Raw genomic sequence first — 23,093 nt, forward strand, 5'->3', positions numbered from 1 at the left:
ACCGGCGTCGAGGGGTGTCGCCGGGGTGTCAGCGGCTGCGGGCGAGGGCGGCCCTTGCGGCCGGGGTCAGCGCGTCGCCGATGCGGTTCGCCAGCTCGGTCATCTCGTAGGAGACCTGACCGACGTCGCACTGCGGCGAGGCGAGCACGAGCAGGGAGGCGCCGTCGTTGAAGGCCATCGAGAACATGAACCCGCCCTCGAGCTGGGTGACGTTGGAGATCACCGTGCCGGCGTCGAAGAACGCGGCGGCGCCGCGGAGCAGGCTCACCAGGCCGCTGCCGGTCGCCGCGAGCTGGTCGGCGCGGTCGGCCGGCAGATCGCGGGTGGCGGCCACCATGAGGCCGTCGCTGGAGATGGCGATCGCATGGCTGACCTCGCTCGCGCGTTCCGCGAAGCTGTCCAGCAGCCAACCGAGGTCCTGGTGGTCGGTCACGTGCACTCCCTGTGGCGTCATTGGTTGCCGAGGTTGGTCAGCGTGGGGCGGCGGGCGGCCACGCCGCGGGCGTACGCGGCCATCGCGCTGGCCACCTGGGCCGGGTCGCGGTACTCGGGGCGCGGCGGCGGGGCCGGCACGGTGACCGCGCCGGGAACGAGGTGCCGCTGCGGCTGCCGCTTGGGCAGCCCGGTGGTGGTGGTGGCGACGACCTCCGGCGCGGCGACCTGCGCGGCGGCACGCCACGCGTCGTCGGCCGGGCTGGCCCACCCGTTGGCCGGCTGGGCGTCCGGCTGCTCGGTGCCGAACCAGTGGTTGACCTGCTGGAAGATGAGCAGTTCCTCGGTCGGCGCGTCGCCCCGCCCGGGCGGCGCGGCGGCCGGGCGGAACACCGGGGCCCCGGGCAACGCCCGGTCGGACGCCGGCCGCCCGGCCCGCGGCTGCGGCACGGTTGGCGGCGCGTACGGCGGTGGCGGGGCGGCGGCCCGCGCCGCCCGCCGGGAGGGCCGCGCCGCGCTGAGCACGTACTCCTCCGGAGGCAGCGGCCGGATCATCGCCGCCGGCAGCGCCGCTTCGGCGATCGTGCCGAGCCGGGGACCGGGGCGCAGCTGGACGTTCACCCCCAGCCGGACCGCGAGCTGGCCCACCACCACCAAGCCCATCGCCCGCACGGCTGCCACGTCGATGGCGGGAGGGCGGGAGAGCAGCTCGTTGAGCTGATGCAGCCGTTGCGGAGAGAGCCCCACGCCCTCGTCGCTGATCTGGATGATCACCCGGTCACCGAGGCTGCGGCCGGTCACCCAGGCCTCGCTGCCGGGCGGCGAGTAGACGGTGGCGTTGTCCATCAGCTCGGCGAGCAGGTGCACCACCTCGTCGACCGCTTCGGCGGCGACGGCCACGTCACCGTCGACCATGCCGAGCCGGATCCGCGCGTAGTGCTCGATCTGCGACTGCGCCGCCTGGAGCGCCTTCTGCAGCGGGACGTCCTCCTGGCGTACCCGGCCGACGCCGACCCCGCCGAGCACCAGCAGGCTGGCGTTGATCCGGCCCATCCGGGTGGCCAGGTTGTCGAGGGTGTAGAGCTGATCCAGCCGCTCGGGGTCGGTCTCGTCCCGCTCGACCCGGTCGACCTGGGCCAGCACCGCGTCGACCAGCCGCTGTTCGCGTCGGCTGAGGTGGATGAAGATGTCCGCGGTGTTGGCCCGCATGACCGCCTGTTCGGCCGCGGTGCGCACGGCCGCCCGGTGTACGGCGCTGAACGCCTGACCGAGCTCGCCGATCTCGTCGTCGCTGGAGGGCTCCAGCTCCTCGGTGGACTGCCGCCGGGCCAGCTCGTCCGGGTCCACGGCGCTGCTGCCCGGCTGTTGCAGCCGGGCCACCACCTCCGGCAGCCGCTGGAAGGCGACCGCGTTCGCGGCGTCGCGCAGTCGACGCAGCCGGCGGGTGATCTGACGGGCCACCGCCCAGGTCACCACGGCGGTCAGCAGCAGGGCCACCACCACGGCGGCGGCCTCCGCCGCCGCCCGGCGCCGCTGGTCGGCGTGCGCGGACCGGACGTCGTCGAGCACCGCCGCGTCGACCCGCTGACGCAGGTCGGAGAGGCGCCCGGACCACTGCTGGGTGGCGGTGATCCAGGCGTCGACGTTGAGGCTGAGTCGGCTGCCCGCCCGGGTGCGGGAGACCTCGTCCTGCATCCGCTGCAGCAGCAGCGCCGCCTCCCCGCTGCCGGCCTGCTCCCACCAGACGCCCCAGTCGGGGCGGGCGAGCGCGAGGAACGACAGGCTGGACTCGGTGAAGCTGGTGCGGGCGGCGGTGATGTCCTGCTGGAGGGCGGGCGTCAGCTCGCCGGCGGCGACCGCCCGCAGCACGGCCACCTGCTGCTGGCCCACCGCCTCGGCGGTCTTCGACAGCGCGGCCGAGGCGCGGATGCCGTCGGCGATGCGGGCGTTGACCACGCCGAGGGTGACGCTCTCCCGGAGGTTGAGCAGGTCGGCGATGGCGATCCGGTAGCTGAAGGTCATCGCCGAGACCGAGGCGTGTGCCGCCGTGCGGACCTGGGCGCGCAGCGGCGGGAGCGAGTCCAGCGTCGCGTCGATCCGGGTCAGGATCGCCCGGCTCGCGGCGGGACCGGCCGGCACCCGGGCGCGCTGGGCGCGGTAGCCGGCGGTCACCGCGTCGGTGGCCGCGGTGGCGTCGGCGAAGGCGTCCTGCTGCGGCGGTCCGCCGCGGCTGAGCAGGTCGGCGGCGGCGCTGCGTTCCCGCTGCAACCGGTGGGCCAGGTCGCCGGCCTCGGCGCCGAGGCGGGCCAGCTCGCCGAGGTCACTGGCGCGGGTGGTCTGGCGGGCGCTCTCGGTGAGGGCGAGGCCGGCGAACCCGATCACGGCGACCAGCGGCGCGGCGACGATGAGCCGCATCCGGGCCGCGATCTTCCACCCGCGTCGTCGGCTCGGGTAGGGTCGGGCCGCGTGGGACCTTGTGCTCGTCGCCAAGACTGACTCCCACGGGCTAATCGACGATCGCCTATGTGCACGTTGCTTTATGCACGTCTCATTGCGCCGGAACCCGTGCCGTCAGACCAGACCCACCGCTGGTACAAACAGCCCGTACCAGCATCTGTACCCAGAGTCAGCATCGCCGGCGGGCCGCGCCCCGGGTCGACGCCGGCGACGGTTACGACCGGTCGGCGCCGCGCCCGGCCGGGCGCTCGCCCGACTCCGGCGGCGCGCTGAGCACCTGGCCGATCAACTCGCGCAACTCGTCGATCGCCGCCACGACCGCGCCCGGGTCGCGAGCGTCCCGTCGGGCCGGCGGCACCGGCGGATCCGACGGCGCTCCCAGGAACCGGGGACCCCGGCGACCGTCCGCCGCCAACTGCTCGGCCGCCACCTGGGGCCACAGCCCCGCCAGGCACCCACCGGTCTCCAGCACCTCGTCGCACCGTACGGCGAACTCGTGACTGCCGAAGCGGCGACCGGACTCGACGGCGGCGACCGTCTCGCGGCTGAACCGCACCCGCTCCGCCAGCGCCCGCTGGGTCAGCCCCTGCCGGGTGCGCCAGGCTCGCAACTCGACCCGAAACCGGTGGCTGGCACCGGAATGGGCGGCGTTCGACGGGGACGTGCGATCCATGTGCTCACCTTCGCGACACCGCCGGGCAGGCGCGGCGTCAGATCGAGGTCGGGCAATGATTATGCATTCGCAGGTGACAATTCTTAACCCATGGACGGACGGGTGTGAAGACGTGACTCAGATGCGGGACTTTGCCGCGGACGGATTCCCGCGGCCGAGGAACGGCCAGTCCGGTGGCGGTCGACACGCGCCGGCCGCCGCCGGCGCCGCCGACCGGCCGTCGCCCCGATCGAGGAATGAGCAGGCCAACGCGGCCGAGCGAGGCGCTCCTCAGGCGGCGGGCACCTCGGCGCCGGTCGAGTCCGGAGCCGCCGCGCGGCCGGCCGGTGGCTCGACATCGATGACCGCCGGCAGGGCACGGTGGGCGCGAAATGCAACATTCGGCTTGTATGAACGGCGGTGGTCGGGTGTTAACCGCAGCCCCGGAATGGCTGCGGTCAGCCGCGCCAGGGCGATCCCCGCCTCCAGTCGCGCCAATGCCGCGCCAATGCAGAAATGCGGCCCGTGCCCGAAGGACAGGTGATCCGCCGCGTCCGGCCGGCCCGGGTCGAACCGGTCGGGGTGGGCGAAGACCGCCGGATCCCGGTTGGCGGCACCGATCAGCAGCAGACAGCGCGCGCCGGCCGGGATGGTGACCTCGCCGAGCGTCACGGGCCGGCGGGTGACCCGCAGCCAGCCGTCGATGGCCGGCGCGAAGCGCAGCGTCTCGCTCAGGAAGGCCGGGATCCGGGCCGGCTCCTCGACCATCGCCCGCCACCGGTCCGGCTCCGAGAGCGCCTGGTCCAACGCGTGGGCCAACAGCCCGGCGGTCGTCTCGTGCCCGGCGACCAGCAGGTTGAAGACGATGCTCGCCACCTCGGTCACGGTCAGCCGCTCGTCGTCGCCGTCGCGGTACTCCAGCGCGAGACTGACGTAGTCGTCGCCGTACCGGCCGTCGTCCAGGCGAGCCTGGACGAGCCGCTGGCAGTAGCGCCAGAACTCCAGCAGGCTCGCCGCGAGGCGCACCTGCTCGGCCGGTTCCGGGCGCCCCCAGATCAGCGCGATCTGCCCGTCGGCCCAGTCCCGCACCCGCCCGATGTCCTGCTCCGGCACCCCGAGCAGGTCCAGCAGGACGAGCAGCGGGAGCTCGGTGCTGAATTCCCGGACGAGGTCGACCTGCTCGCCCTGACGGGCGACCAGCCGGGCGACCAGTTCGTCGACCCGGCGGCGGACGATCGGGCCGTAGCGCTGCTCGACCCGGTCCGGGGTGTTCGCGAAGGTCACCCGCAGGGCCCGACGGGTCCGCGGGTGCACCGGCGGGTCGGCGGCGGCGGTCGTCGGCGGAGCGTCGATCTGCATGATCAGCTGCAACGCCTCCGGACAGACGTCGTAGATGGGCGCGAGGGTGAGGGCGTTGCCGAAGGTCGCCGGGTCGGCCAGGGCCCGCCGGACGTGGGCGTGGCTGCTGATCAGCCACAGCCCCAGATCGGGGTCGTGATGAACTCCGCCGGGTTCGTCGAGAATGCGTCGCCAGACGCCGGCCGGGTCGGTGAGATAGGGCTCGTCGCATGGGTTCAACCGCATGACCGCCTCCTGGTACGTTACGCCGACGGACCGGGCTCGCCAGTCCGGCCACCGGGCCGGTAATGGCGCCCTAATGGCTGCGGCGACTTCACGGTGCGCCAAATTCACACGCAAGTCAAGATTTGCCGACGTCAATGGAAATTGAGTCGGGAATTGCGTGGGGCGCAGATCGCATCGACACCGGGGAATGCAAGTTGCGAGCCGGCGCTTGCCCCGCGCATCCCGTCATGAGCAGTTCAGACGGGCTGCTCCTGGGTCCTCGTCGACCCACCTGAGCCAACCCGGACCGCCGGCCCATAACGACGGCGGGACGGCCGCCGAACCAGACGGCAGCGGCCACGACGGGCCGCCGGAATGACATCCGGGCGCACATTTTCCACGACCCGGAAAACGACGCCCGTCGGCACGGGTGACGGCACCGCGGCAATGAGCTGACCCACGATTGCCCGGGCCCGGTCGACCGGGCGGATCAGCCGGACCGGTCGAGCCAGCGCGGCAACGGCAGCGTGCGCCACGGCACCCGGAGCAGCAACCGGATGATCAGCAGGCCGAGCAGGTATCCGGCGATGCTGTCGGTCAGCCAGTGCCAGCCGAGGTAGGTCGTGCCGATGAAGACCAGCACGCCGGGCAACCACTGCACCACCCGGCGCACGGCCGCGCCCAGATAGGGCGCGAGCAGCGCCACCAACACCCCGTAGTAGACGATGCCGTTGCTCACGTGGCCGGAGGGGTAGTACTCCTCCCAACCGTCGCTGAACATCTCCACCGAGCCGTGGTGCGGAGCGCCCCGTGACGTCCACGCCTTCAACCCGACGATCAACAGGGTGCTGATGATCGGCGCCAACCCGGCCAGGATGATCGGGCGCACCGTCCGGTGTCGCCAGGCCAGCCAGAACGACACCCCGACGGTCACCGTGGTGAGCAGGCCGCCCTGACCGACGTGGTCGAAGACCCACATCAGCCACCACACCGGACGGGGCCGGTGCTGGTCACACCAGTCGCGGACGATGATGTCGAGCCGCAGCAACGGCGGCCACCAGACGAGCGCCGCGGTCAGCGCGGCCAGCGCGGCGAGCAGCAGCCCGTCGAACCACCAGCCGGCCGGCACCGGCCGCAGGGCGGGCACGCCCAGCGGTCGAGGCGGCCGATCCCGCGCGTGTCGTGGCGACGCTCTCCCCGCTGGCATGGCCCCTCCGCTCTGTCGCCCGCCGACGTCCGGCGCCTACAGCAACGACGGCGGGGGGCCGCGGGTGACCGTCCAGCGGCTATTCGGGTACCGCCGGACCAGGGGCTGGGCGATCTCCCGACCAGCACGGCAACGCCGGACGGGCCGGGCGACAGCACATCGCCCGGCCCGTCCAGCCTCGTCCGGCCACCGTGCCGGTACCGGCCCGGCGGCACGCCGTCACCGGGCGGTCAGCGCCCCTGGCCGGGCACGGCGGCACTCGGCTCGCCGCTGCCCGATGCCGCCAACTCGGCCCGGCTCGGCGGGTCCGCGCCGCGGCGGGCACAGGTACGGGCGGCGACCGTGGCGGCGTGGTCGAGCACGGCGGCGAGGGTGGCCCGGTCGGCGGCGGCGAGCGCCGACCGACGCTCGGCGCCGAGCAGGTCCGCCCCGGCGAGCGCGGAGAGCATCCCGGCCGTGAAGGCGTCGCCGGCGCCGATGGTGTCGACCACCGTCACCGGGTGGGCGGGCACACTCGTCTCGTACCGCCCGGTGCACGCCCAGGCCCCCCGCTCCCCCAGCGTCACCACCACCAGGCTGGCCCCCCGGGCCAGCCAACCGCGGGCCGCCTGCTCGTGCGCCAGCCCCGGATGGAGCCAGGCGAGGTCCTCGACGCTGACCTTGACCACGTCGCTCAGGCCGACCAGCGTCTCGATCCGCCGCCGCGCCTGCGCGCGGTCACCCATCAGCGAGGGCCGGCAGTTCGGGTCGAAGCTGATCGTCGCCGACCCGCGCGCCTGCCGCAGCAACGCCGAAACGTCGTCCGCGCCGGGCGCCAGGACCGCGGCGAGCGAGCCGGTGTGCAGGCAGGAGCCAACGGGTGCGGTGTCGTCGTCCGACGCCGCGAAGGACCGCCACTCGACGCTGAAGTCGTAGCTGGCCTGCCCCGCCGGGTCCAGCATCGTGCGCGCCACGCTGGTCCGCGGCAGGTCCCGCACCGAGCGCGGGTCCAGGCGTACGTCGTTGGCGCGCAGGTGCGCGAGCAGCATCCGCCCGTGCTCGTCGGCACCCAGCTGGGTCAGCAGGGTGGTGGGATGGCCGAGCCGGGCCAACGCCACCGCGACGTTGGCCGGGCTCCCACCCGGTCGGGCGGTGACCGGCGCCGGAGCGACGCCGATCAGGTCCACGAGGGCCTCACCGACGACCGTGATCACGTCTGCTCGTCCGCCTCGGTCGTCGGCGTCGCGCCCGCGGCGCCTCCGGGCCGGGCATCCGCCGGCGCTTCGTCGAGCGTCGCCGCGCCGGTCATGATGGCCACCGCCTCCGGCATGGTGTGCGAGGCCGGTGTCACCACACCGGCGCAGCGGCCCAGCCGTTGGATGTGGATGCGGTCGGCGACCTCGAACACGTGCGGCATGTTGTGGCTGATCAGGATGACCGGCAACCCGCGGGACCGGACCTCCTCGATCATCCTGAGCACCTGGTTGGACTCCTTGACGCCGAGCGCCGCGGTCGGCTCGTCGAGGACGATCACCTTGCTGCCGAACGCGGCGGCACGCGCCACCGCGACCGCCTGGCGCTGACCGCCGGAGAGGGTCTCCACCGCCTGGGTGACGTTCTGCAGGGTGCCGATGCCGAGTTCGGCGAGCGCCTCGGTGGCCTGGCGCCGCATGCCCTTCTGGTCGAGCATCCGGAACACCGAGCCGAGCAGCCCGGGCCGGCGCCGCTCCCGGCCGAGGAAGAGGTTGCTCGCGACGTCCAGCGCCGGCGCGACGGCCAGGGTCTGGTAGACCGTCTCGATGCCGGCCTCGCGGGCGTCCTGCGGCCGCTTGAACACCGTCGGCCGGCCCTCGACGAAGATCTCGCCGGCGTCCGGGGTGAGCGCGCCGGTCAGGCACTTGATCAACGTCGACTTGCCGGCGCCGTTGTCACCGATCACGGCGAGCACCTCGCCGGGGTAGAGGTCGAGGTCCACCCCGTCCAGCCCGACGACCCGCCCGAACGTCTTGACCAGGCCGCGGGCGGAGAGCACCGGCGTGCGCTCCGCGCTCTCGGCCGCCTCGCGGTGGCCGGCCGACGGAGAAATGGTCGCGGTCATGCCCTCACCTTCCTGATCCACTGGTCCACGGCGACGGCCAGGATCACCAGGAGACCGACGGCGAGCACGCGGTACTGGTCGTCGACGCCGGCGAGCGACAGTCCGCTGCGGAAGAAGCCGACGATCAGCGCGCCGAGCAGCGTGCCGAGCAACGCGCCGCGCCCGCCGAAGAGGCTGGTTCCGCCGATCACCACCGCGGTGATGCTCTCGAGGTTGGCGTCGGTGATGGCGTTGGGGCTGGCCGCGCCGGCGCGTCCGATCAGGATCCAGGCGGTGATGCCGTAGATCGCTCCGGCGACGAGGTAGACGCTGAGCAGCACCCGGTCGACCCGGATGCCGGCGAGCCGGGCGGCCTCCTTGTCGTCGCCCACCGCGTAGACGTGCCGGCCCCAGGCCGTGCGGGACAGCGCGAAGCCGACCACGAGGTAGAGCAGGACGACCGCGACGACGCCGGTGGTGATCCGGAACGGCCCTACCGGGATCGACTCTCCGGTCCAGCTGAGCACCGGGGGCAGATCGGTGGCCTGCACGCTCTGGCCGCCGGAGTAGAGCAGGCCGATGGCGGTGAAGACGCTGAGCGCGCCGAGCGTGACGATGAACGGCGGCAGCTTCAGCCGAGTCACCAGCGCGCCGTTGATCGCGCCGGCCGCGGCGCCGACCGCGATGGCGAGCACGATCGCGACAGCGCCCGGGATGCCCTCCCCCTCGGCCAGCTTGGCCGAGAGCATCATGGCCAGGATGACGATCGCGCCGACCGACAGGTCGATCCCGGCGGTGAGGATGATCAGCGTCTGGCCGACCGCGAGCGCACCGATGACGGCGACCTGCTGGAGCACGAGACTGAGCGAGTTGGGTGACGCGAACCGCGGGTTGAGCGTGGAGAAGACGACGAACGCGATGACCAGCACCAGGAAGGGGCTGATCGCCGGGTGCGCGTGCAGCAGGTGCTGTACGCGTTGCAGTGGCGAGTGCCGGCGCAGCGCGAACTGCTGCGCGGCGGTGGTCGGTGGTGTCGTGGTGGTCACGGCGGCTCCCTGCCGTTGTCGACGGAGATGGACGAACTGCCGGGGCGAGGCACCCGGGGTGGCGCGTCCCGGGTGCCTCGTCGGCGGCTGACTCAGCCCCAGCAGCGCTGGGCGCCGTCGGCGCTGGTGATGCTCTCGACGCCGGTGCTCGCCTTGTCGGTGACCAGGGCGACGCCGGTGTCGAAGAAGTCCAGCCCCGCCGAGACCTCGGGCTTCTGCCCGTCGTTCGCGATCTTCTTGATCGCCTGGACGCCCAGCTCGGCCATCTTCACCGGGTACTGCTGGGAGGTCGCGCCGATGACCCCGCCGGCGACCTGGCGTACGCCGTCACAGCCGCCGTCGACCGAGACGATCAGGACGCCCTGCGCCTTCGCCGCGGCCTGCAGGGCCTTGTGCGCGCCGACGGCGGCCGGCTCGTTGATGGTGTAGACGACGTTGATGTCGGGGTTGCGGCTCAGGCAGTTCTCCATCGCCGTCCGGCCGCCGTCCTCGGCGCCGTTGGTGGGCTCGTTGCAGGCGATGGTGTAGCTGCCGCCCGAGTAGCTGCCGGTCTTCGCCTCGTCGCCGTTCTTCTTCTTGTCACCGGTGGCGATGCCCATGCCGGTGAGGAAGCCCTGGTCACGGTTGTAGTCGACGGAGACGACCTTGTCGTTGAACAGGTCCAGCAGGGCGATGGTCGCCGGCTTGCCGGCGAGCTGGCCGGCCGTCCACTTGCCGATCAGTTCGCCGGCCTTGAAGTTGTCCGTGGCGAAGGTGATGTCCACGGTGTCGGCGGGGTCGGGTGGGGTGTCCAGCGCGATCACGTAGAGCCCGGCGTCGCGGGCCTTCTTGATGGCGGGGTTCACGCCGGGGCCGTTCGGGGTGATCAGGATGCCCTCGTCGCCGCGGGCGATGGCGTCCTCGATGGCCTGGACCTGGCCGGCCTCGTCGCCGTCCTCCTTGCCGGCCGCGACGGTGAGCTTCACACCCTCGGCGGTGGCGGCCTTCTTCGCACCCTCCTGCATGGTCACGAAGAACGGGTTGGTGGAGTTCTTGGTGATCAGCGATACCGCGACGCCGCCGTCGGCGGAGCCGCCGTCCGAACCGCTACCGCATGCGCTGAGGGCCATGCCGCCCGCGAGCGCGGCGGCGAGCAGGACGCCCGACCGTCCCATGCGTCGAATCATGTTCTCTCCCAAGGAAAAGTCCCGGACCGGCTCGCCGGGCAAGCACGACAACGATGTCACGGCAGTTTCCAGATGGTTGCCGCCGATGTCAATGCCTGCTCGACAGCTCTTGCGAAACACGCACGTAACCATGTGGACGCTCTTGACATCGATGTCAGAGCCGGGCCACCATGCCCGGACGGCCATGGCGTCGCAGCACGACGCGGCATCGACGTCCCTGATGGAGGGAGGGCACATGAACCCTGCGGTGCCCACCCCGATGGTCCCGCGGGCCCGACCCACCCTCCGCGACGTCGCGCTGCTCGCCAAGGTCAGCCCCAAGACCGTCTCCCGGGTGGTGAACGGCGAGCCGGGGGTCTCCCCGCAGAAGCTGGCCGCCGTGCGGCGGGCGATCGCCCAACTGGACTACCGGCCGAACTTCACCGCGAGCAGCCTCCGCCGGTCCAGCGGCCGGACGGCGGCGATCGCCGCGGTGCTGGAGGATCTCGCCAACCCGTTCTCCGCCGCCCTGCACCGGGCCCTCGAGGACGCCGCACGGGACCGGGAGGTCCTCATCTTCGCCGGCAGCGTCGACGAGAACCCGCAGCGGGAGCGCGAACTGATCCGCGCCTTCACCATGCGGCAGGCCGATGCGCTGGTCGTCGTACCGGCGAGCGACAACCAGAGCTACCTGATGAGCGAGGTCAGCGCCGGCACACCGGTGGTGTTCGTGGACCGGCCACCGATCGGCCTGCCCGTCGACGCGGTGCTCGCCGACGGCCACGACGGTGCCGCGGCGGCCGTGCACCACCTGGTGCGCCACGGGCACCGTGACATCGCCTACCTCGGCGACCTGCAGAGCATCCAGACCGCACGGCAACGGTTCCAGGGTTTCAAGGAGGCGCTCAGCGACCACGGCATCCGGCCGGCTCACATCGTGCACGACCTGCACACCGAGCGGGAGTCCGCGGCGGCGGTACGCCGGTTGCTCGCCGCCGCCGTCCCCCCGACCGCGTTCTTCACCTCGCAGAACCTGGTCACCATCGGCGCCATCCGCGCGTTGCAGCAGCTCGGCCGGCACCGGGACGTCGCACTGGTCGGCTTCGACGACTTTCCCCTCGCCGACCTGCTGCACCCGGCCGTCACCGTCATCGCCCAGAGCCCGTCCGAGATGGGGCGGGTCGCCGCGGCGCTGATCTTCCGGCGGCTCGACGGCGAGCAGTGGCGCCCGACCACCCACCTGGTGCCGACCCGGCTCATCCCCCGCGGGTCCGGGGAGATCGCCGGACCGCATCGCGCCTGAGCTGGCGGGTCGTCGCAGGTGCCGACCGGTACGAGCGCGCGCTCAGTCGCCGGCGGTCCCGCCCGGGTCGGCCAGGATCCCGGTGCCCTGGCCGAGTTCGATCAGATAACCGTCCGGGTCCCGCAGGTAGCACCGGATCTCCACACCGTGGTCCTTCGGCTCGGTGAGGAACTCCCCGCCCCGGGAGCGCCACTGCTCGTAGACCGCGTGCACGTCGGTGACCCGGATGTTCATCGCGCCGCTGAGCGTGTCCGGGTCGGCCGGGGCCTGCGCCCGCACGGTGGGCTTGTCGTCGGTCGGACCGCCCTCGTCGTTGATCACGATGTAGCTGTTGTGGAACCGCAGGATCGCCGGTTGCCGTTCGCGCACCACCGTCGCGCCCAGCACCCGCCGGTAGAACTCCCGCGAACGGTCCACGTCGCGCACGATCAGCAGGTGGGTGAGGACCATCCCGCTCTCCGGCCGGAAGTAGTCCGGCGCCTCGATCGCCATCCGCGCCTCCCGGAGGATCTCGTCCGGCGGCGCGTACCCGTTCGGGGCGCCGGCACACCTCACGGTTTCCGGGCGAGGCCGGCCCAGTAGTAGGCCGCGTGCGGGTCCGCCGGTGTGCCGTCCTCCGGCTGCCAGGCCATCACCGGCACGATGCCCGGCTCGACCAGGTCCCAGCCGTCGAAGAACCGCTCCACCTCGGCCCGGGTCCGCGGCACCAACGTCATGTGCCCCTGCGTGGCCGCGGCGACCGCGGCGGCCATCTCGGTCGGGTTGAAGTCCTGGGTCGGGTGGGTGATCGCCAGGTAGCTGCCCGACGGCAGCGCCTGCATCAGGGTACGCAGCAGGCCAACCGGGTCGTCGCTGTCCCGCAGCAGCATCAGCACCGCGATCAGGGTGAGCGCCACCGGCTGGTCCAGGTCGAGCGTCTCGGTGAGCCGGGCGTCGGCCAGGATCTTCTCCGGCTGGCGCAGGTCGGCGTGGATGTACTCGCTGCGCCCCTGCTCGGTGCTGATCATCAACGCCCGGGCGTGCGCCAGCACGATCGGGTCGTTGTCGACGTAGACCACCCGGGTCTCCGGCGCGACCGCCTGGGCGACCTCGTGCAGGTTGGGCCGGGTGGGGATGCCGGTGCCGATGTCGATGAACTGGCGGATGCCCGCCTCACGGACCAGGTAGCGGGCGACCCGGTGGACGAACCCCCGGTTCTCCTTCGCCATGGTGCGCAGCGTGGGGATCGCCTCGATGAGCGCGGCTCCCATCGCCCGGTCGACGGCGAAGTTGTCCTTGCCGCCGAGCCACCAGTCGTAGACCCGCGCCGAGTGCGGCACGGTGCTGTCCACTCCGGACGGCGGAATGTCCGCGTCGGCGGTGTCGGTTCCATGGTGCGACACGATCGTCTCCGTTACCTTCAAAGCGCTCTGACGAGCGTCGGGTAGGTAGTCCCGCCTTGCGGTGGGACGGTCCCGGTCCAAGCCGCCTGGGCGGTGCCGGGTTGACGCTTCACAGCCACCGGCCCGCTACTGCGGGTCTTAAGGTCGGCTCCACGTCCTGCCACCGGGCCACTCCGGGCGGTGTCGATTCTGGCCGCCAACGCGGCCAGGTTGTGCGCGGCGTTGAGGTCACGGTCCAGGACCAGGCCGCACGCCTCGCACGCGTACTCGCGCTCGGAAAGGGCCAGCTTGGCTTTCACCGCACCGCAGCCCGAGCAGGTCTTCGAGGATGGATGCCAGCGGTCGGCCACCACAAGCCGCCCACCATTCCACCCTGTCTTGTACGTCAACTGCCGGCGCAGTTCGGCGAACCCGGCGTCGACGATGGAGCGGGCCAGCCGCCGGTTCGCGAGCATCCCGGTAACGTTGAGGTCTTCCACCACCACTGTGCCGAACTCGCGGGCGAGATGGGTGGTGAGCTTGTGAAGCCCGTCGCGGCGAAGGTGAGCAACCCGGGCATGCGCGCGACCTAGCCGGGCCTGGGCGCGGTTCCAGCGGTTCGACGGCCGTTGACCGGTCCGGCGGTCCGGGCCGATCCGTCGGGACACACGCCGAGCCAGCATGCGCAGATGCCTCGATGCGGCGCCCAGGTAGCGCGGGTTGGGCACGAGCTCGCCGGTGGACAACACCGCGAGGTGCTTGATCCCGACGTCGACACCAACGGTCGCCGCTGGCCGGGCCGGTACCCGTTCAGCGCGCTCTACCTCCACGCAGAACGCCACAAACCAGCGCCCGCCGTCGCGACGAACGGTCGCGGACATGATCCGTGCGGTGCCGGCTTCCAGACGGCGGGCCAGTTTTCGGGCGGACTCGTGCAACTTCAGGCGGCCCAGTCGTGGCAACACGACATGCTTGCGGTCCTGCTCAACTCGGATGGCTCCGGTGGTGAAGCGCACGCTCGGCGTCGTCCGACGCCGCGACTTGAACCTCGGAAAGCCGACTCGCCGCCCGGCTCGCGTACCCGACCGGGAGTCGGCCCAGCTCTTCAAGCCGCGGGCGAGGGCGTCCAGTCCGGTGTTGAACGCCTCCTTCGAACACTCGGCCCACCACGGCGCGACCTCACCCTTCGCGACGTTCCACGCCTTACGCAAGGAGGGCAGCGACCACGACACCCACGGCGTCAGCTGATCGTCTGCGACACCGTAGGTACGCTCAGCGGCTCGCTGATCCATGACCGCTCGCACGCGGCCCAAGGACCAGTTATACGCCAAGCGCGCCGCGCCGGCATGTGCGAGAACCGCCCGCTCCTTGGCGGGGGTCAAATCAAGCGCGAACCGGTACGCCTGAATGTTCTTCACGCCAGGCCGTTCTCGATGACGGCTTCCACGGCTTGTCGGGCCCGGTCAGCGACCCCAGGGCGGCCGCATAGGCGCACGCACCGTAGAGCCAACCGACACGCCATCAACGAGTCACCCCTCGATCGGCTGGTATCGACCAACGCAGCCTAGAGGATTTGGCGCCCGGCGGCCGCCCGAGGGCGGGCGCGGGAAGGGTCAATCGCCGCGCTCCGCCCACGCCCGCCCAGACACAGGCGGATCAGGCGCGACCGACCTGCGCCGTAAACGGCGCGCGCGCCGGTTCGGCGGCACCGACGATCGCGATCTTCCGGCCGACGCCGGCCCGGAACTGGGCGATCGCCTCGGCGTAGCTCTCCAGCGGGAACCGGTGGCTGATGAACACCTCGGGGTCGAGCAGCCCGCCGGCGAAGAGTTCGCCGGCCCGCTCGAAGCTGTGCAGCACCGCCATCGAGCCGGTCACGGTGATCTCCTGGTTGTAGACCCGGTACGGCTCGATGGTCGCCCGCGTCCGGTACTCGGAGACCCCGAACTGGAGGAAGGTCCCGGCAGGAGCCACCCGGCGCAGCCCGTCGTCGATCGCGGCCTGCACGCCGGTGCAGTCGATGACCACGTCCCAGCCGCGCGGCCGGGTCAGTTCCTCCGCACTGGCGGCGGACGCCGAGCAGCCCAGGCGGACGGCGGTGGCGAGCCGGGTCGGGTTCGGGTCCAGCACGCTCACGCTGGCGGCTCCGCAGCGCTTGGCGAGCTCCAGCATCATCAGCCCCATCGTGCCGGCGCCGTAGATCAGGTAGTGGTCGCCGAGCCGCCGGGGCAGCACGTCGAAGCCGCGTACCGCGCAGGAGAGCGGCTCGATCAGTGCCGCGTCGGCCGGCCGCACCCCGTCGGGCAACGGGAAGCAGTTCTTCACCGGGGCCACCGCGAACTCGGCGGCGCCGCCCGGCTCGGTGACGCCGATGGCCGCCCACCGCTCGCAGAGGTTGCCCCGGCCGCGGCGGCACTGGTAGCACTCCCCGCAGTGCAGCGACGGGTCGACCGCGACGGCGTCGCCGACCCGCACCTCGGTGACGTCCCGGCCGGTCGCTACCACTGTGCCGGCGAACTCGTGGCCGGGCACGATCGGGTACGCCGGGGCGAACTCGCCGTCCAGGATGTGCAGGTCGGTGCCGCAGATGCCGCAGCCGGCGACCTGCACCACGACGTCGCGGGGGCCGGGCGCCGGGTCCGGCACCGATTCGATCGCGATCTGACCCGGCGTGACGATGACCGCTGCTTTCACTTGACCGCCCCCATTGAGAGTCCTCGGACGAGTTGTTTCTGGGCGATCCACCCGGCGAGCACGACCGGCAGCGACACCAGCGTCGCCGCCGCGCAGAGCCGGGCCAGGAACAGCCCTTCGGAGGTGATGAAACCGACCAGGAAGATCGGTGAGGTGCCGGCCCGGGTCGCGGTCAGGTTCACCGCGAGGAAGAACTCGTTCCAGCTGAAGATGAAGCAGATCAGCGCGGTGGCGGCGAGCCCCGGCGCCACGATCGGCAGCAGGATCCGGCGGATGGTGACGAGCAGGCTCGCCCCGTCCACGGCGGCCGCCTCGATCAACGCCGGTGGGACCTCCAGCAGGAACGAGCGCATCATCCAGACCGCGAGCGGCAGGTTCATCGCGGTGTACAGGACGATCATCGTCCAGACGTTGTCGAGCATGCCGAGTTCCTTGACCAGCAGGTAGACCGGCAGGAGCGCGGCCACCGCCGGCAGCATCTTGGTGCTGATGAAGAAGAACAGCACGTCGCGCCACTTCGCCACCGGTCGGATCGACAGCGCGTACGCCGCCGGGGTGGCCAGCAGCAGCACGAGCAGGGTCGAGAGCAGGCTGGCCATCAGCGAGTTGAGCAGGAACGGTGTGAGGTCGCGGTCGAAGACCTGCCGGTAGCCGTCGAGCACCGGGGTGAAGAACCAGGACGGCGGGTTGCTCGCCGCGTCCACCTCCCGCTTGAAGCCGGTCAGCACCATCCAGAGCACCGGCAGGAAGAAGAGCAGCCCGGCCAGCCAGGCGACGGCGGTCCAGGCCACGCCGGCCGGAGCGACCCGCCGGTTGCGACGGCCGGGCGGGCGAGCGGGCGTCGCGGCGAGCCGCTCGGGGTTCTGGCGTACGGCGGTCATCGCGTGTCCTCCATCCGGAACAGGCTGGAGATCACCCGCAGCGCGAAGGTCGCGACGACGATCGTGCCGATCACCACCACCACACCGGCGGCTGCCGCCTCGCCGTACTCGAACTTGCGGAAGGTGGTCAGGTAGATCTCGTACGGCAGGTTGGTGGTGGCGGTGCCCGGGCCGCCCTGGGTGATGGTGAAGACCGCGTCGAAGGTCTGCACCAGGTAGATCGACCCGAGCAGGGCGCCGAGTTCCAGGTACGGGCGCAGGTAGGGCAGCGTGATCCGGACGAAGATCTGCCACGGGCCGGCGCCGTCGACCCGGGCCGCCTCCAGGGTCTCCGTCGACTGGCCCTGCAGGCCGGCCAGGATGATCAGCATCATGAACGGCGTCCACTGCCAGACCAGGGTGGCGACGACGGAGAGCATCGGATACTGCGAGACCCAGTCGGTGCTGCCACCGACGATGCCGTTGATCAAACCGTACGCCGGGTTGTAGATGGCGTGCTTCCACAGCAGCGCCGCCGCCATCGGCATCACCAGGAAGGGGGTGATGAGCAGGGTCCGCACGATCCCCCGACCGGGGAACCTCCGGTCCAGCAGGATCGCGAGGCCGAGCCCGAGCAGCACCGAGGCGAGCACCGAGCCGGCGGTGAGCACCACCGTGTTGAGCAGGGCCGCGCGCAGTCGGGCGTCGGTGAGCACCTCGCCGTAGTTGGCCAGGCCGACGAAGCCGCGCTCGCCGGGGCGCAGCGCGTTCCAGTCGAGGGTGGACAGATAGAGGGTGACCAGGAACGGGACCTGGGTCACGATGATCGCGAAGATCAGGGCGGGCAGCAGCGGCGCGCGCCGGCTCCAGCGCTCGGCGGGTCGAGCACGCGCCGGCGCCGCCGCCCGGGCCCGGCGGGTCGGGCCGGCGCCGGTGCTGAGGGTCTGGGTCATCGGTTCACCTCGTTGCTCGGCCGGGGGCGGCGGCGTACGGGCCCACCGCCCCCGGTGGTGGCTACCGGTACTCCTTGGCGACTTCCTCGGCCAACCGCTGGCCGTCGGTGAGCGCCTTCTCCACGGTGGTGCTGCCGGCGATCGCCGCCGAGACCTCCTGCGACACCTTGGTGCCGAGGTCGGCGAACTCCGGTATGCCGACGAACTGCACCCCCAGTGCCGGACGGGGCTGCACGCCGGGGTTCTTCGGGTCGGCCTCCTGGATCGACTTCAGCGTCAGGTCCGCGAACGCCGATGCGGACTGCCGGTACTCGGGGATCGCGTAGGTCGACTGCCGTTTCCCCGCCGGCACCCGGGACCAGCCGAGCGAGGAGCCGACGAGTCGCTCGTACTCCTTGCCGGTGGCCCAGGAGATGAACCGCCAGGCGGCGTCGGCGTTCTTGGTGGTTTTCGGCATCGCCAGCGCCCAGGCCCAGAGCCAGCCGGACGAGGAGGTCTTGTTGACCGGCGCGTACACGTAGCCGACCTTGCCGGCCACGGTGCTGGCCGACGCGTCCTCCAGCGTGCCGGCGGCCGAGGTGGCGTCGTACCACATCGCGGCCTTGCCCTGCCCGAAGGTGTTCAGGCACTCGGTGAAGCCGGCCTGCGGCGCTCCCGGCGCGCCGTGCGCGCGGACCAGGTCCACGTAGAAGCGGGTGGCCTCGACGAACTCCGGCGCGTCGACCCGCGGGTTCCAGCCCTGGTCGAACCAGGTGCCGCCGAAGGTGTTGACGACCGTGGTGAGCGGGGCGAACAGCTCCCCCCAGCCGGGCAGCCCCCGCAGGCAGATGCCGGCGACGCCGGCCTTGTCGTCGTCGAGCCGCGCCGCGAACTGCGCGACCTGCTGCCAGGTCGGCCGCTCCGGCATGGTCAGGCCCTTGGCGGCGAAGAGCTCCTTGTTGTACATGAGGAACGACGACTCGCCGTAGAACGGGGCCGCGTAGAGCTTGCCGTCCTCACCGGAGAGCGAGGTGACCATCGGCGGAAGCAGGTCGGCCTTGTCGTAGCCGGCGTCCGCGTCGGCGTACGAGCTGAGTTCGTGCAGCCAGCCGTTCTTCGACCAGATCGGCGCCTCGTACGCGCCGATCGTCGCCACGTCGTACTGGCCGCCCTGGGTGGCGACGTCCTGGGTGACCTTGTCGCGCAGTTCGTTCTCCGGCAGGATCGTGAACCGCACCGTGATGCCGGTCTGCTTGGTGAAGTTGTCGGCGGTGACCTTGGCGAGGTCCTCCATCTGCGGGTTGCCGACCATCAGGACGGTGATGGTCTTGGCGTCGTCGCCGCCGGAGGAGCCACCGCCGGCTCCGGAGCAGGCGGTCGAGGCGAGCAGGGCCGCGACGGCGAGGGCCAGTGGGGGTCGCCAGCGGTGCGCAGTCCGTGTTCCGGGCACAGCAAACCTCCAGGATCGGGTCGGTGGGGACGGTGTGGGTGCGGTCGGTCGGGGGTCAGACGCGTTGGACCACGGGACCGAGCAGTGAGTAGCGGTGCGCCTCGGACGCCGGCAGCGCGGCGTCGGTGACGATCGTGTCGACGTCGGTGACGTCGGCGAAGCGGCAGAAGCTGCTGGCGCCGAACTTGGTGTGCACGCCCGCGAAGACCACCCGCCGGGACACCGCCACCACCTGCGCCTTGACGGCGGCGACGGCGGGATCCGGCGTGGTCAGGCCGTGTTCGCGGGAGATGCCGTTGGCGCCGACGAACGCCAGGTCGAGCACGAAGCCGGCGAGCATCTCGATCGCCCAGTGGTCGACCGTGGCCCGGGTCCGGCCCCGGACCCGGCCACCCAGCAGCAGGACGGTGGTCGTCGGCGACGCGGCGAGCATCGCCGCGGTGTCCAGCGACGCGGTGACGACGGTCAGCGCCCGCTCGGCCGGCAGCGCCTCCGCGATCAACTGCGGGGTGTAACCCTCGTCGATGAAGATCGACTCGGCGTCACCGAGGAGTTGCGCCGCGGCCGCGGCGATCCGGCGCTTCTCCGTCACCAGCCGGGTGGTCCGCGTGTCGAGGGTCGTCTCGAACCGCGCGGTCTCCACCGGATAGGCGCCGCCGTGGGTACGCCGCACCAGGCCCTGCTGTTCGAGCCGGTGCAGGTCGCGTCGCACGGTCTCGGCCGCGACGACCAGTTCGGCGGCGAGTTTGCGTACGTCGACGACGCCCTGGTCACGGGCGAGGGCGAGGATGCGTTGCCGGCGCTCCGAGGCGTTCATCGCTCACCTCCCGCTCATCGGTGTCTATTGTTTTAACACCGTTACGGGGGTGTGATGACCAGCACATCGCATCGATCCCGGAGGGTTACTGCCCGCTTCGCGCAACGGGCCAACGGCAGGGAACGCGCCAGATCCGGTGATAGCCGGTAAATGTCCTGCCCGTTTGGGCGACCGTGTTGCCCGGCTCGTGCCCGTCCTCCCTCCGCGGCGCAGCACGGGCACCGCCTATGACGGGCACCGCACCGGGGGCGGCAGGCACTACCCGGCGGCGAGAATCGCCTGCGCGGTCGCGGCGGGCGCGTCGATCTGCACGTAGTGGCGGGCGCCCGGGATCAGTTGAAGGTCGGCGCGGGGGAACAGCCGCGCCAGCGCCCGGGCTACGCGGGGGTTGAGGTAGGGGTCCTCGGCGCCGAAGACCACCCGTACGGGCCGGTCGAACCGGCGCACGTCCGCGAGCCGGCGACGTCGCGCCCAGATCGTGCCGAGCAGGTCGTCGTTCAGCCGCCAGAAGGCCGGTTCGGCGGGGACGAACTGCTGGTACAGGGCGGGCGCCACGGCCCTGCGCCGACCCGGGTCCGCCATGAACCGGCCCACCTGCCAGGTGTAGAGACGTCGGTCGAGGCTGCGCCACCGGCGCACGGCCCGACGCGTCACACGGCGCAGCAGCGGCGTGGAGAACAACGCGATCGCCGGCGGTCGCCGCAGGCCGACCACGGGATGGTAGTAGGTGTTGAGCAGCACCAACGCGGCCACCCGATGCGGGTGCATGAGCGCCCAGTCGATCGCGGGAGGGCCGGACGCGTCGTGCGCGACCAGGACCACCGACCGCAGATCCAGCTGATCGATCACGGCGGCGATGTCGCCGGTCTGGTTCTCCGCGGTGTACGGATAGCCGCGCGGCTTGTCGGAGCGTCCCCAGCCGAGGAAGTCGAACCGCACCACGGGGCGACCCCGCAGGTGGGGCAGGAGGTCGTCGTAGAGGTGCAGGTTGTCGGGGAAGCCGTGCAGGAGAACGATCGGCGTGCCGGAGCCCGACGTGACCTCGGCATGGATGCGCTGCCCGGCACGGGGGACCCATCTCGTCGCGGCCCCGTCAGGTTGGGTGATCGCCATCGTCTCTCCCGGGCGGCTACCGTCCGTCGAGTCCGAGTCTCCTCGGTCGCCGCTCCGTAGGTGGATGATTGCCCGTCCCCGCCGCCACCAGCGACGAACCCGCCGAAACCGTCACGCCGCGCGACGCCGGATTCGCAGCGGTGTCGCACGCTGGCAGGATGGGCGGGTGGACCTCGAATCCGGTGCCGGGCTGCTGCACCGTCTGACGTCGTACCTGCCGGACCGCGAGTGGGACGTGCCCGTCGACGACCCACGGGTGCGCCACGACCTCGTCCCGAACGATCCCGGGACGCTGCCGCCGCCGATGAAGGGCTATCCGGCCGGGCCGCCCGTCCTTGAGCTGCCGCGCGAGCTGCCCGACCCGGGCGTGCCCGCCACCGCCGTGCTCGCCGGCGCCGCGTCCCCCGCCCACGTCCTCGACGCCGCACAGCTCGGCCGGGTGCTCTTCCTCGGCGCCGGGGTGGTCCGCACCGCCGAGCGCAACGGACGTCCGGTCCTCTACCGCGCGTCCGGCTCGGCGGGCGCCCGCTTCCCGCTCGAGGTCTACGCGAGCACCCGCGACGTGGCCGGCGTCCCGGACGGCGTGTACTGGTACGACCCGGCTCGGCACGCCCTGGTCCAGGTCGGCCCCGCCGCCGACGGGGCGGCGACCACCCTCGTCGTGACCGGCGTGCCGTGGCGGACCGGGTGGCGTTACGCCGAACGCGGCTGGCGGCACCTCTACTGGGACGCCGGCACGCTGTTGTCCCAGCTCGCCGCGGCCGCCGCGAGCGCCGGCCTCGCGCCCCGACTGCGCTCGCTCTTCTCCGACGCCCCGGTACGACGGCTCGTCGGCGCGGACGGGGTGCACGAATACCCTCTCGCCCTGCTCACCCTCGGCGACGGCGACCCGGCGATCGGGCCGGCCGGGCCGGCGCTCCCGGGTGAGCTGCCGCCGGTCGAGTTTCCGCTCTGCACCGCCGCCCAGCGCGCCGGCGAGCGGAACGAGCTGGGCGCGCCCTGGCCGGCCGGCGACCCGCTGCCGGACGTCCCGCCGTCCGGCTCACTCGACGAGGTCATCCGCCGGCGGGGTTCGCAACGGCGGATGGACCGCTCCGGCACGCTGTCGCGCCGGCAGTTGGAGTGGCCGCTGGCCGCCGCGCTGCGCGGGGTGGCGGTGCCCCACTGGGTCGCCGTGCACGGCGTCGACGACACCGCGCCCGGCCTCTACCGGTGGCCGGACCTGTCGCGTCCGCTGCGCGCCGGGAACCTGCGCGGCGAGCTGCTGCGGGTCTGCCTGGACCAGTCGCTCGCCGGCGACGCGGGGTACGTCGTCATCGCGGCCACCCCGCCCGCCGCGCTCGACGACCGGACCTACCGCGACGCCCAGTTGGCGGCCGGGCTGGTGGAGGGGCGGCTGCACCTGGCCGCGTACGCCCTGGGCGCGAGCGCGTCCGGGATGACCTTCGTCGACTCGGCGGTCCCCGCCCTGCTGGGCGAGCCCGACGACCTCGCGACGCTGCTCTTCACCTGTGTGGGCGTCCCGGAGTATGCGTCGCGCGCCGGCGGCGCGCCGGGCGCCCCGGTCGCGGTGCGGCCGGTCATCCCCCGGCTGGGCGCTTCCTGACCGAGGCCCTCAGTGCCCGAGCCGCTGGCGGGCCAGGAACTTCGGCACGACCATCCGCCACGCCTCGGTCACCAGCTCGGTCATGTAGTCGTGGTCGAGCCGCGCGGTGTGGCAGCAGACCCAGTGGAAGCGCAGGTCGGAGGCGCGGGGCAGGAAGAACAGCTCCGGCTCACCGGCGATCAGGGCGTCGCGCTCCTCCTTCGGGTAGCCGAAGCCCATCGTCGCCTCGTCGCGGCTGAACGCGACGTAGACGATCGCTCCGACCCGGAACTTCACCCGGTCGTGGATGAGGTGCTCGGTGCTGCGGGGCAGCGTCCGGGCCAGTGCCCGGACGTCGGCGACGGCCACCATGTGACGACCGTAGCGGCCGGCGCCGACAATTCCGCGGACCGAGGGCGC

General features: G+C 72.3%; 21 protein-coding genes. 2 read left to right on the plus strand and 19 right to left on the minus strand.

The window, feature by feature from the left end:
* Window positions 1–28: 28 nt before the first annotated feature.
* The 9 genes from ACIBBA_RS15790 to ACIBBA_RS15830 all read right to left on the minus strand — a co-directional run bounded on the left by ACIBBA_RS15790 (window position 29) and on the right by ACIBBA_RS15830 (window position 10,567).
* Complete coding sequence (locus ACIBBA_RS15790) at window positions 29–433, minus strand: roadblock/LC7 domain-containing protein (RefSeq protein ID WP_350870304.1); 405 nt, start codon at window positions 431–433, stop codon at window positions 29–31.
* Between the two features lie 17 nt (window positions 434–450).
* Entirely contained in the window at window positions 451–2,847 is a 2,397-nt protein-coding gene (locus ACIBBA_RS15795; protein ID WP_396697727.1) for a nitrate- and nitrite sensing domain-containing protein, read from the minus strand.
* A 256-nt stretch (window positions 2,848–3,103) separates the two neighbouring features.
* On the minus strand, window positions 3,104–3,562 hold the full coding sequence (locus ACIBBA_RS15800) for a helix-turn-helix transcriptional regulator (RefSeq protein ID WP_396697729.1): 459 nt from the start codon (window positions 3,560–3,562) through the stop codon (window positions 3,104–3,106).
* A gap of 270 nt (window positions 3,563–3,832) precedes the next feature.
* Window positions 3,833–5,125 (minus strand): cytochrome P450, encoded by a 1,293-nt coding sequence (locus tag ACIBBA_RS15805; protein ID WP_396697731.1) that lies wholly within the window; start codon window positions 5,123–5,125, stop codon window positions 3,833–3,835.
* A 469-nt stretch (window positions 5,126–5,594) separates the two neighbouring features.
* Window positions 5,595–6,251 carry a phosphatase PAP2 family protein gene (locus ACIBBA_RS15810; RefSeq protein WP_396697733.1) on the minus strand — a complete coding sequence of 219 codons (657 nt, stop codon included), beginning with the start codon at window positions 6,249–6,251 and terminating at the stop codon, window positions 5,595–5,597.
* Window positions 6,252–6,541: 290 nt separating this feature from the next.
* On the minus strand, window positions 6,542–7,504 hold the full coding sequence (locus tag ACIBBA_RS15815; RefSeq protein ID WP_396697735.1) for a carbohydrate kinase: 963 nt from the start codon (window positions 7,502–7,504) through the stop codon (window positions 6,542–6,544).
* Window positions 7,501–8,388: an ATP-binding cassette domain-containing protein gene (locus tag ACIBBA_RS15820; protein ID WP_396697737.1), complete on the minus strand. Its 888-nt coding sequence runs from the start codon at window positions 8,386–8,388 to the stop codon at window positions 7,501–7,503. The genes ACIBBA_RS15815 and ACIBBA_RS15820 overlap by 4 nt, the downstream gene beginning before the upstream one ends.
* Window positions 8,385–9,413 (minus strand): ABC transporter permease, encoded by a 1,029-nt coding sequence (locus ACIBBA_RS15825; protein ID WP_396697739.1) that lies wholly within the window; start codon window positions 9,411–9,413, stop codon window positions 8,385–8,387. The genes ACIBBA_RS15820 and ACIBBA_RS15825 overlap by 4 nt, the downstream gene beginning before the upstream one ends.
* A 92-nt stretch (window positions 9,414–9,505) precedes the next feature.
* The gene (locus tag ACIBBA_RS15830) at window positions 9,506–10,567 is read right to left on the minus strand and encodes a substrate-binding domain-containing protein (RefSeq protein ID WP_396697741.1); all 1,062 of its coding nucleotides are present in this window, start codon (window positions 10,565–10,567) and stop codon (window positions 9,506–9,508) included.
* A gap of 247 nt (window positions 10,568–10,814) precedes the next feature.
* Here ACIBBA_RS15830 and ACIBBA_RS15835 point away from each other — a divergent pair, with 247 nt between their 5' ends.
* Window positions 10,815–11,861, plus strand: a complete 1,047-nt coding sequence (locus tag ACIBBA_RS15835) for a LacI family DNA-binding transcriptional regulator (RefSeq protein WP_396697743.1) — start codon at window positions 10,815–10,817, stop codon at window positions 11,859–11,861.
* 42 nt (window positions 11,862–11,903) lie between these two features.
* Here ACIBBA_RS15835 and ACIBBA_RS15840 read toward each other — a convergent pair whose 3' ends face one another.
* The 9 genes from ACIBBA_RS15840 to ACIBBA_RS15880 all read right to left on the minus strand — a co-directional run bounded on the left by ACIBBA_RS15840 (window position 11,904) and on the right by ACIBBA_RS15880 (window position 21,088).
* Window positions 11,904–12,353: a VOC family protein gene (locus ACIBBA_RS15840; protein WP_350870322.1), complete on the minus strand. Its 450-nt coding sequence runs from the start codon at window positions 12,351–12,353 to the stop codon at window positions 11,904–11,906.
* Between the two features lie 59 nt (window positions 12,354–12,412).
* Window positions 12,413–13,207 (minus strand): SAM-dependent methyltransferase, encoded by a 795-nt coding sequence (locus ACIBBA_RS15845; protein WP_396697921.1) that lies wholly within the window; start codon window positions 13,205–13,207, stop codon window positions 12,413–12,415.
* Window positions 13,208–13,260: 53 nt separating this feature from the next.
* On the minus strand, window positions 13,261–14,640 hold the full coding sequence (gene tnpB / locus ACIBBA_RS15850) for an IS607 family element RNA-guided endonuclease TnpB (protein WP_396697745.1): 1,380 nt from the start codon (window positions 14,638–14,640) through the stop codon (window positions 13,261–13,263).
* Between the two features lie 238 nt (window positions 14,641–14,878).
* The gene (locus ACIBBA_RS15855; protein ID WP_396697747.1) at window positions 14,879–15,916 is read right to left on the minus strand and encodes a zinc-dependent alcohol dehydrogenase family protein; all 1,038 of its coding nucleotides are present in this window, start codon (window positions 15,914–15,916) and stop codon (window positions 14,879–14,881) included.
* On the minus strand, window positions 15,913–16,797 hold the full coding sequence (locus ACIBBA_RS15860) for a carbohydrate ABC transporter permease (protein ID WP_396697749.1): 885 nt from the start codon (window positions 16,795–16,797) through the stop codon (window positions 15,913–15,915). Before ACIBBA_RS15860 ends, ACIBBA_RS15855 begins: the two co-directional genes overlap by 4 nt.
* The gene (locus ACIBBA_RS15865) at window positions 16,794–17,729 is read right to left on the minus strand and encodes a carbohydrate ABC transporter permease (protein WP_396697751.1); all 936 of its coding nucleotides are present in this window, start codon (window positions 17,727–17,729) and stop codon (window positions 16,794–16,796) included. The genes ACIBBA_RS15860 and ACIBBA_RS15865 overlap by 4 nt, the downstream gene beginning before the upstream one ends.
* A 61-nt stretch (window positions 17,730–17,790) precedes the next feature.
* Complete coding sequence (locus ACIBBA_RS15870) at window positions 17,791–19,158, minus strand: ABC transporter substrate-binding protein (RefSeq protein WP_396697753.1); 1,368 nt, start codon at window positions 19,156–19,158, stop codon at window positions 17,791–17,793.
* A gap of 55 nt (window positions 19,159–19,213) precedes the next feature.
* The gene (locus ACIBBA_RS15875; protein WP_350870335.1) at window positions 19,214–19,975 is read right to left on the minus strand and encodes a DeoR/GlpR family DNA-binding transcription regulator; all 762 of its coding nucleotides are present in this window, start codon (window positions 19,973–19,975) and stop codon (window positions 19,214–19,216) included.
* A gap of 258 nt (window positions 19,976–20,233) precedes the next feature.
* Window positions 20,234–21,088 (minus strand): alpha/beta fold hydrolase, encoded by an 855-nt coding sequence (locus ACIBBA_RS15880; protein ID WP_396697755.1) that lies wholly within the window; start codon window positions 21,086–21,088, stop codon window positions 20,234–20,236.
* 166 nt (window positions 21,089–21,254) lie between these two features.
* On the opposite strand from ACIBBA_RS15880, the gene ACIBBA_RS15885 reads away from it, so the two are divergent.
* On the plus strand, window positions 21,255–22,694 hold the full coding sequence (locus ACIBBA_RS15885; RefSeq protein ID WP_396697757.1) for a nitroreductase family protein: 1,440 nt from the start codon (window positions 21,255–21,257) through the stop codon (window positions 22,692–22,694).
* Window positions 22,695–22,703: 9 nt separating this feature from the next.
* Here the strand turns inward: ACIBBA_RS15885 and ACIBBA_RS15890 are convergent, their stop codons facing one another.
* Window positions 22,704–23,045, minus strand: a complete 342-nt coding sequence (locus ACIBBA_RS15890; RefSeq protein ID WP_396697759.1) for an MmcQ/YjbR family DNA-binding protein — start codon at window positions 23,043–23,045, stop codon at window positions 22,704–22,706.
* Window positions 23,046–23,093: the final 48 nt, after the last annotated feature.

Origin of the sequence: Micromonospora sp. NPDC051006 (assembly GCF_044456245.1) — a bacterium.
In the GTDB taxonomy this organism is placed as follows: domain Bacteria; phylum Actinomycetota; class Actinomycetes; order Mycobacteriales; family Micromonosporaceae; genus Micromonospora.

Coding starts and splice junctions, on each gene's coding strand:
- ACIBBA_RS15830 (WP_396697741.1), bottom strand. CDS start 10,567: ATGGGACGGTCGGGCGTCCTGCTCGCCGCCGCGCTCGCGGGCGGCATG.
- ACIBBA_RS15840 (WP_350870322.1), bottom strand. CDS start 12,353: ATGGCGATCGAGGCGCCGGACTACTTCCGGCCGGAGAGCGGGATGGTC.
- ACIBBA_RS15820 (WP_396697737.1), bottom strand. CDS start 8,388: ATGACCGCGACCATTTCTCCGTCGGCCGGCCACCGCGAGGCGGCCGAG.
- ACIBBA_RS15860 (WP_396697749.1), bottom strand. CDS start 16,797: ATGACCGCCGTACGCCAGAACCCCGAGCGGCTCGCCGCGACGCCCGCT.
- ACIBBA_RS15890 (WP_396697759.1), bottom strand. CDS start 23,045: ATGGTGGCCGTCGCCGACGTCCGGGCACTGGCCCGGACGCTGCCCCGC.
- ACIBBA_RS15875 (WP_350870335.1), bottom strand. CDS start 19,975: ATGAACGCCTCGGAGCGCCGGCAACGCATCCTCGCCCTCGCCCGTGAC.
- ACIBBA_RS15865 (WP_396697751.1), bottom strand. CDS start 17,729: ATGACCCAGACCCTCAGCACCGGCGCCGGCCCGACCCGCCGGGCCCGG.
- ACIBBA_RS15795 (WP_396697727.1), bottom strand. CDS start 2,847: ATGCGGCTCATCGTCGCCGCGCCGCTGGTCGCCGTGATCGGGTTCGCC.
- ACIBBA_RS15805 (WP_396697731.1), bottom strand. CDS start 5,125: ATGCGGTTGAACCCATGCGACGAGCCCTATCTCACCGACCCGGCCGGC.
- ACIBBA_RS15880 (WP_396697755.1), bottom strand. CDS start 21,088: ATGGCGATCACCCAACCTGACGGGGCCGCGACGAGATGGGTCCCCCGT.
- ACIBBA_RS15835 (WP_396697743.1), top strand. CDS start 10,815: ATGAACCCTGCGGTGCCCACCCCGATGGTCCCGCGGGCCCGACCCACC.
- ACIBBA_RS15800 (WP_396697729.1), bottom strand. CDS start 3,562: ATGGATCGCACGTCCCCGTCGAACGCCGCCCATTCCGGTGCCAGCCAC.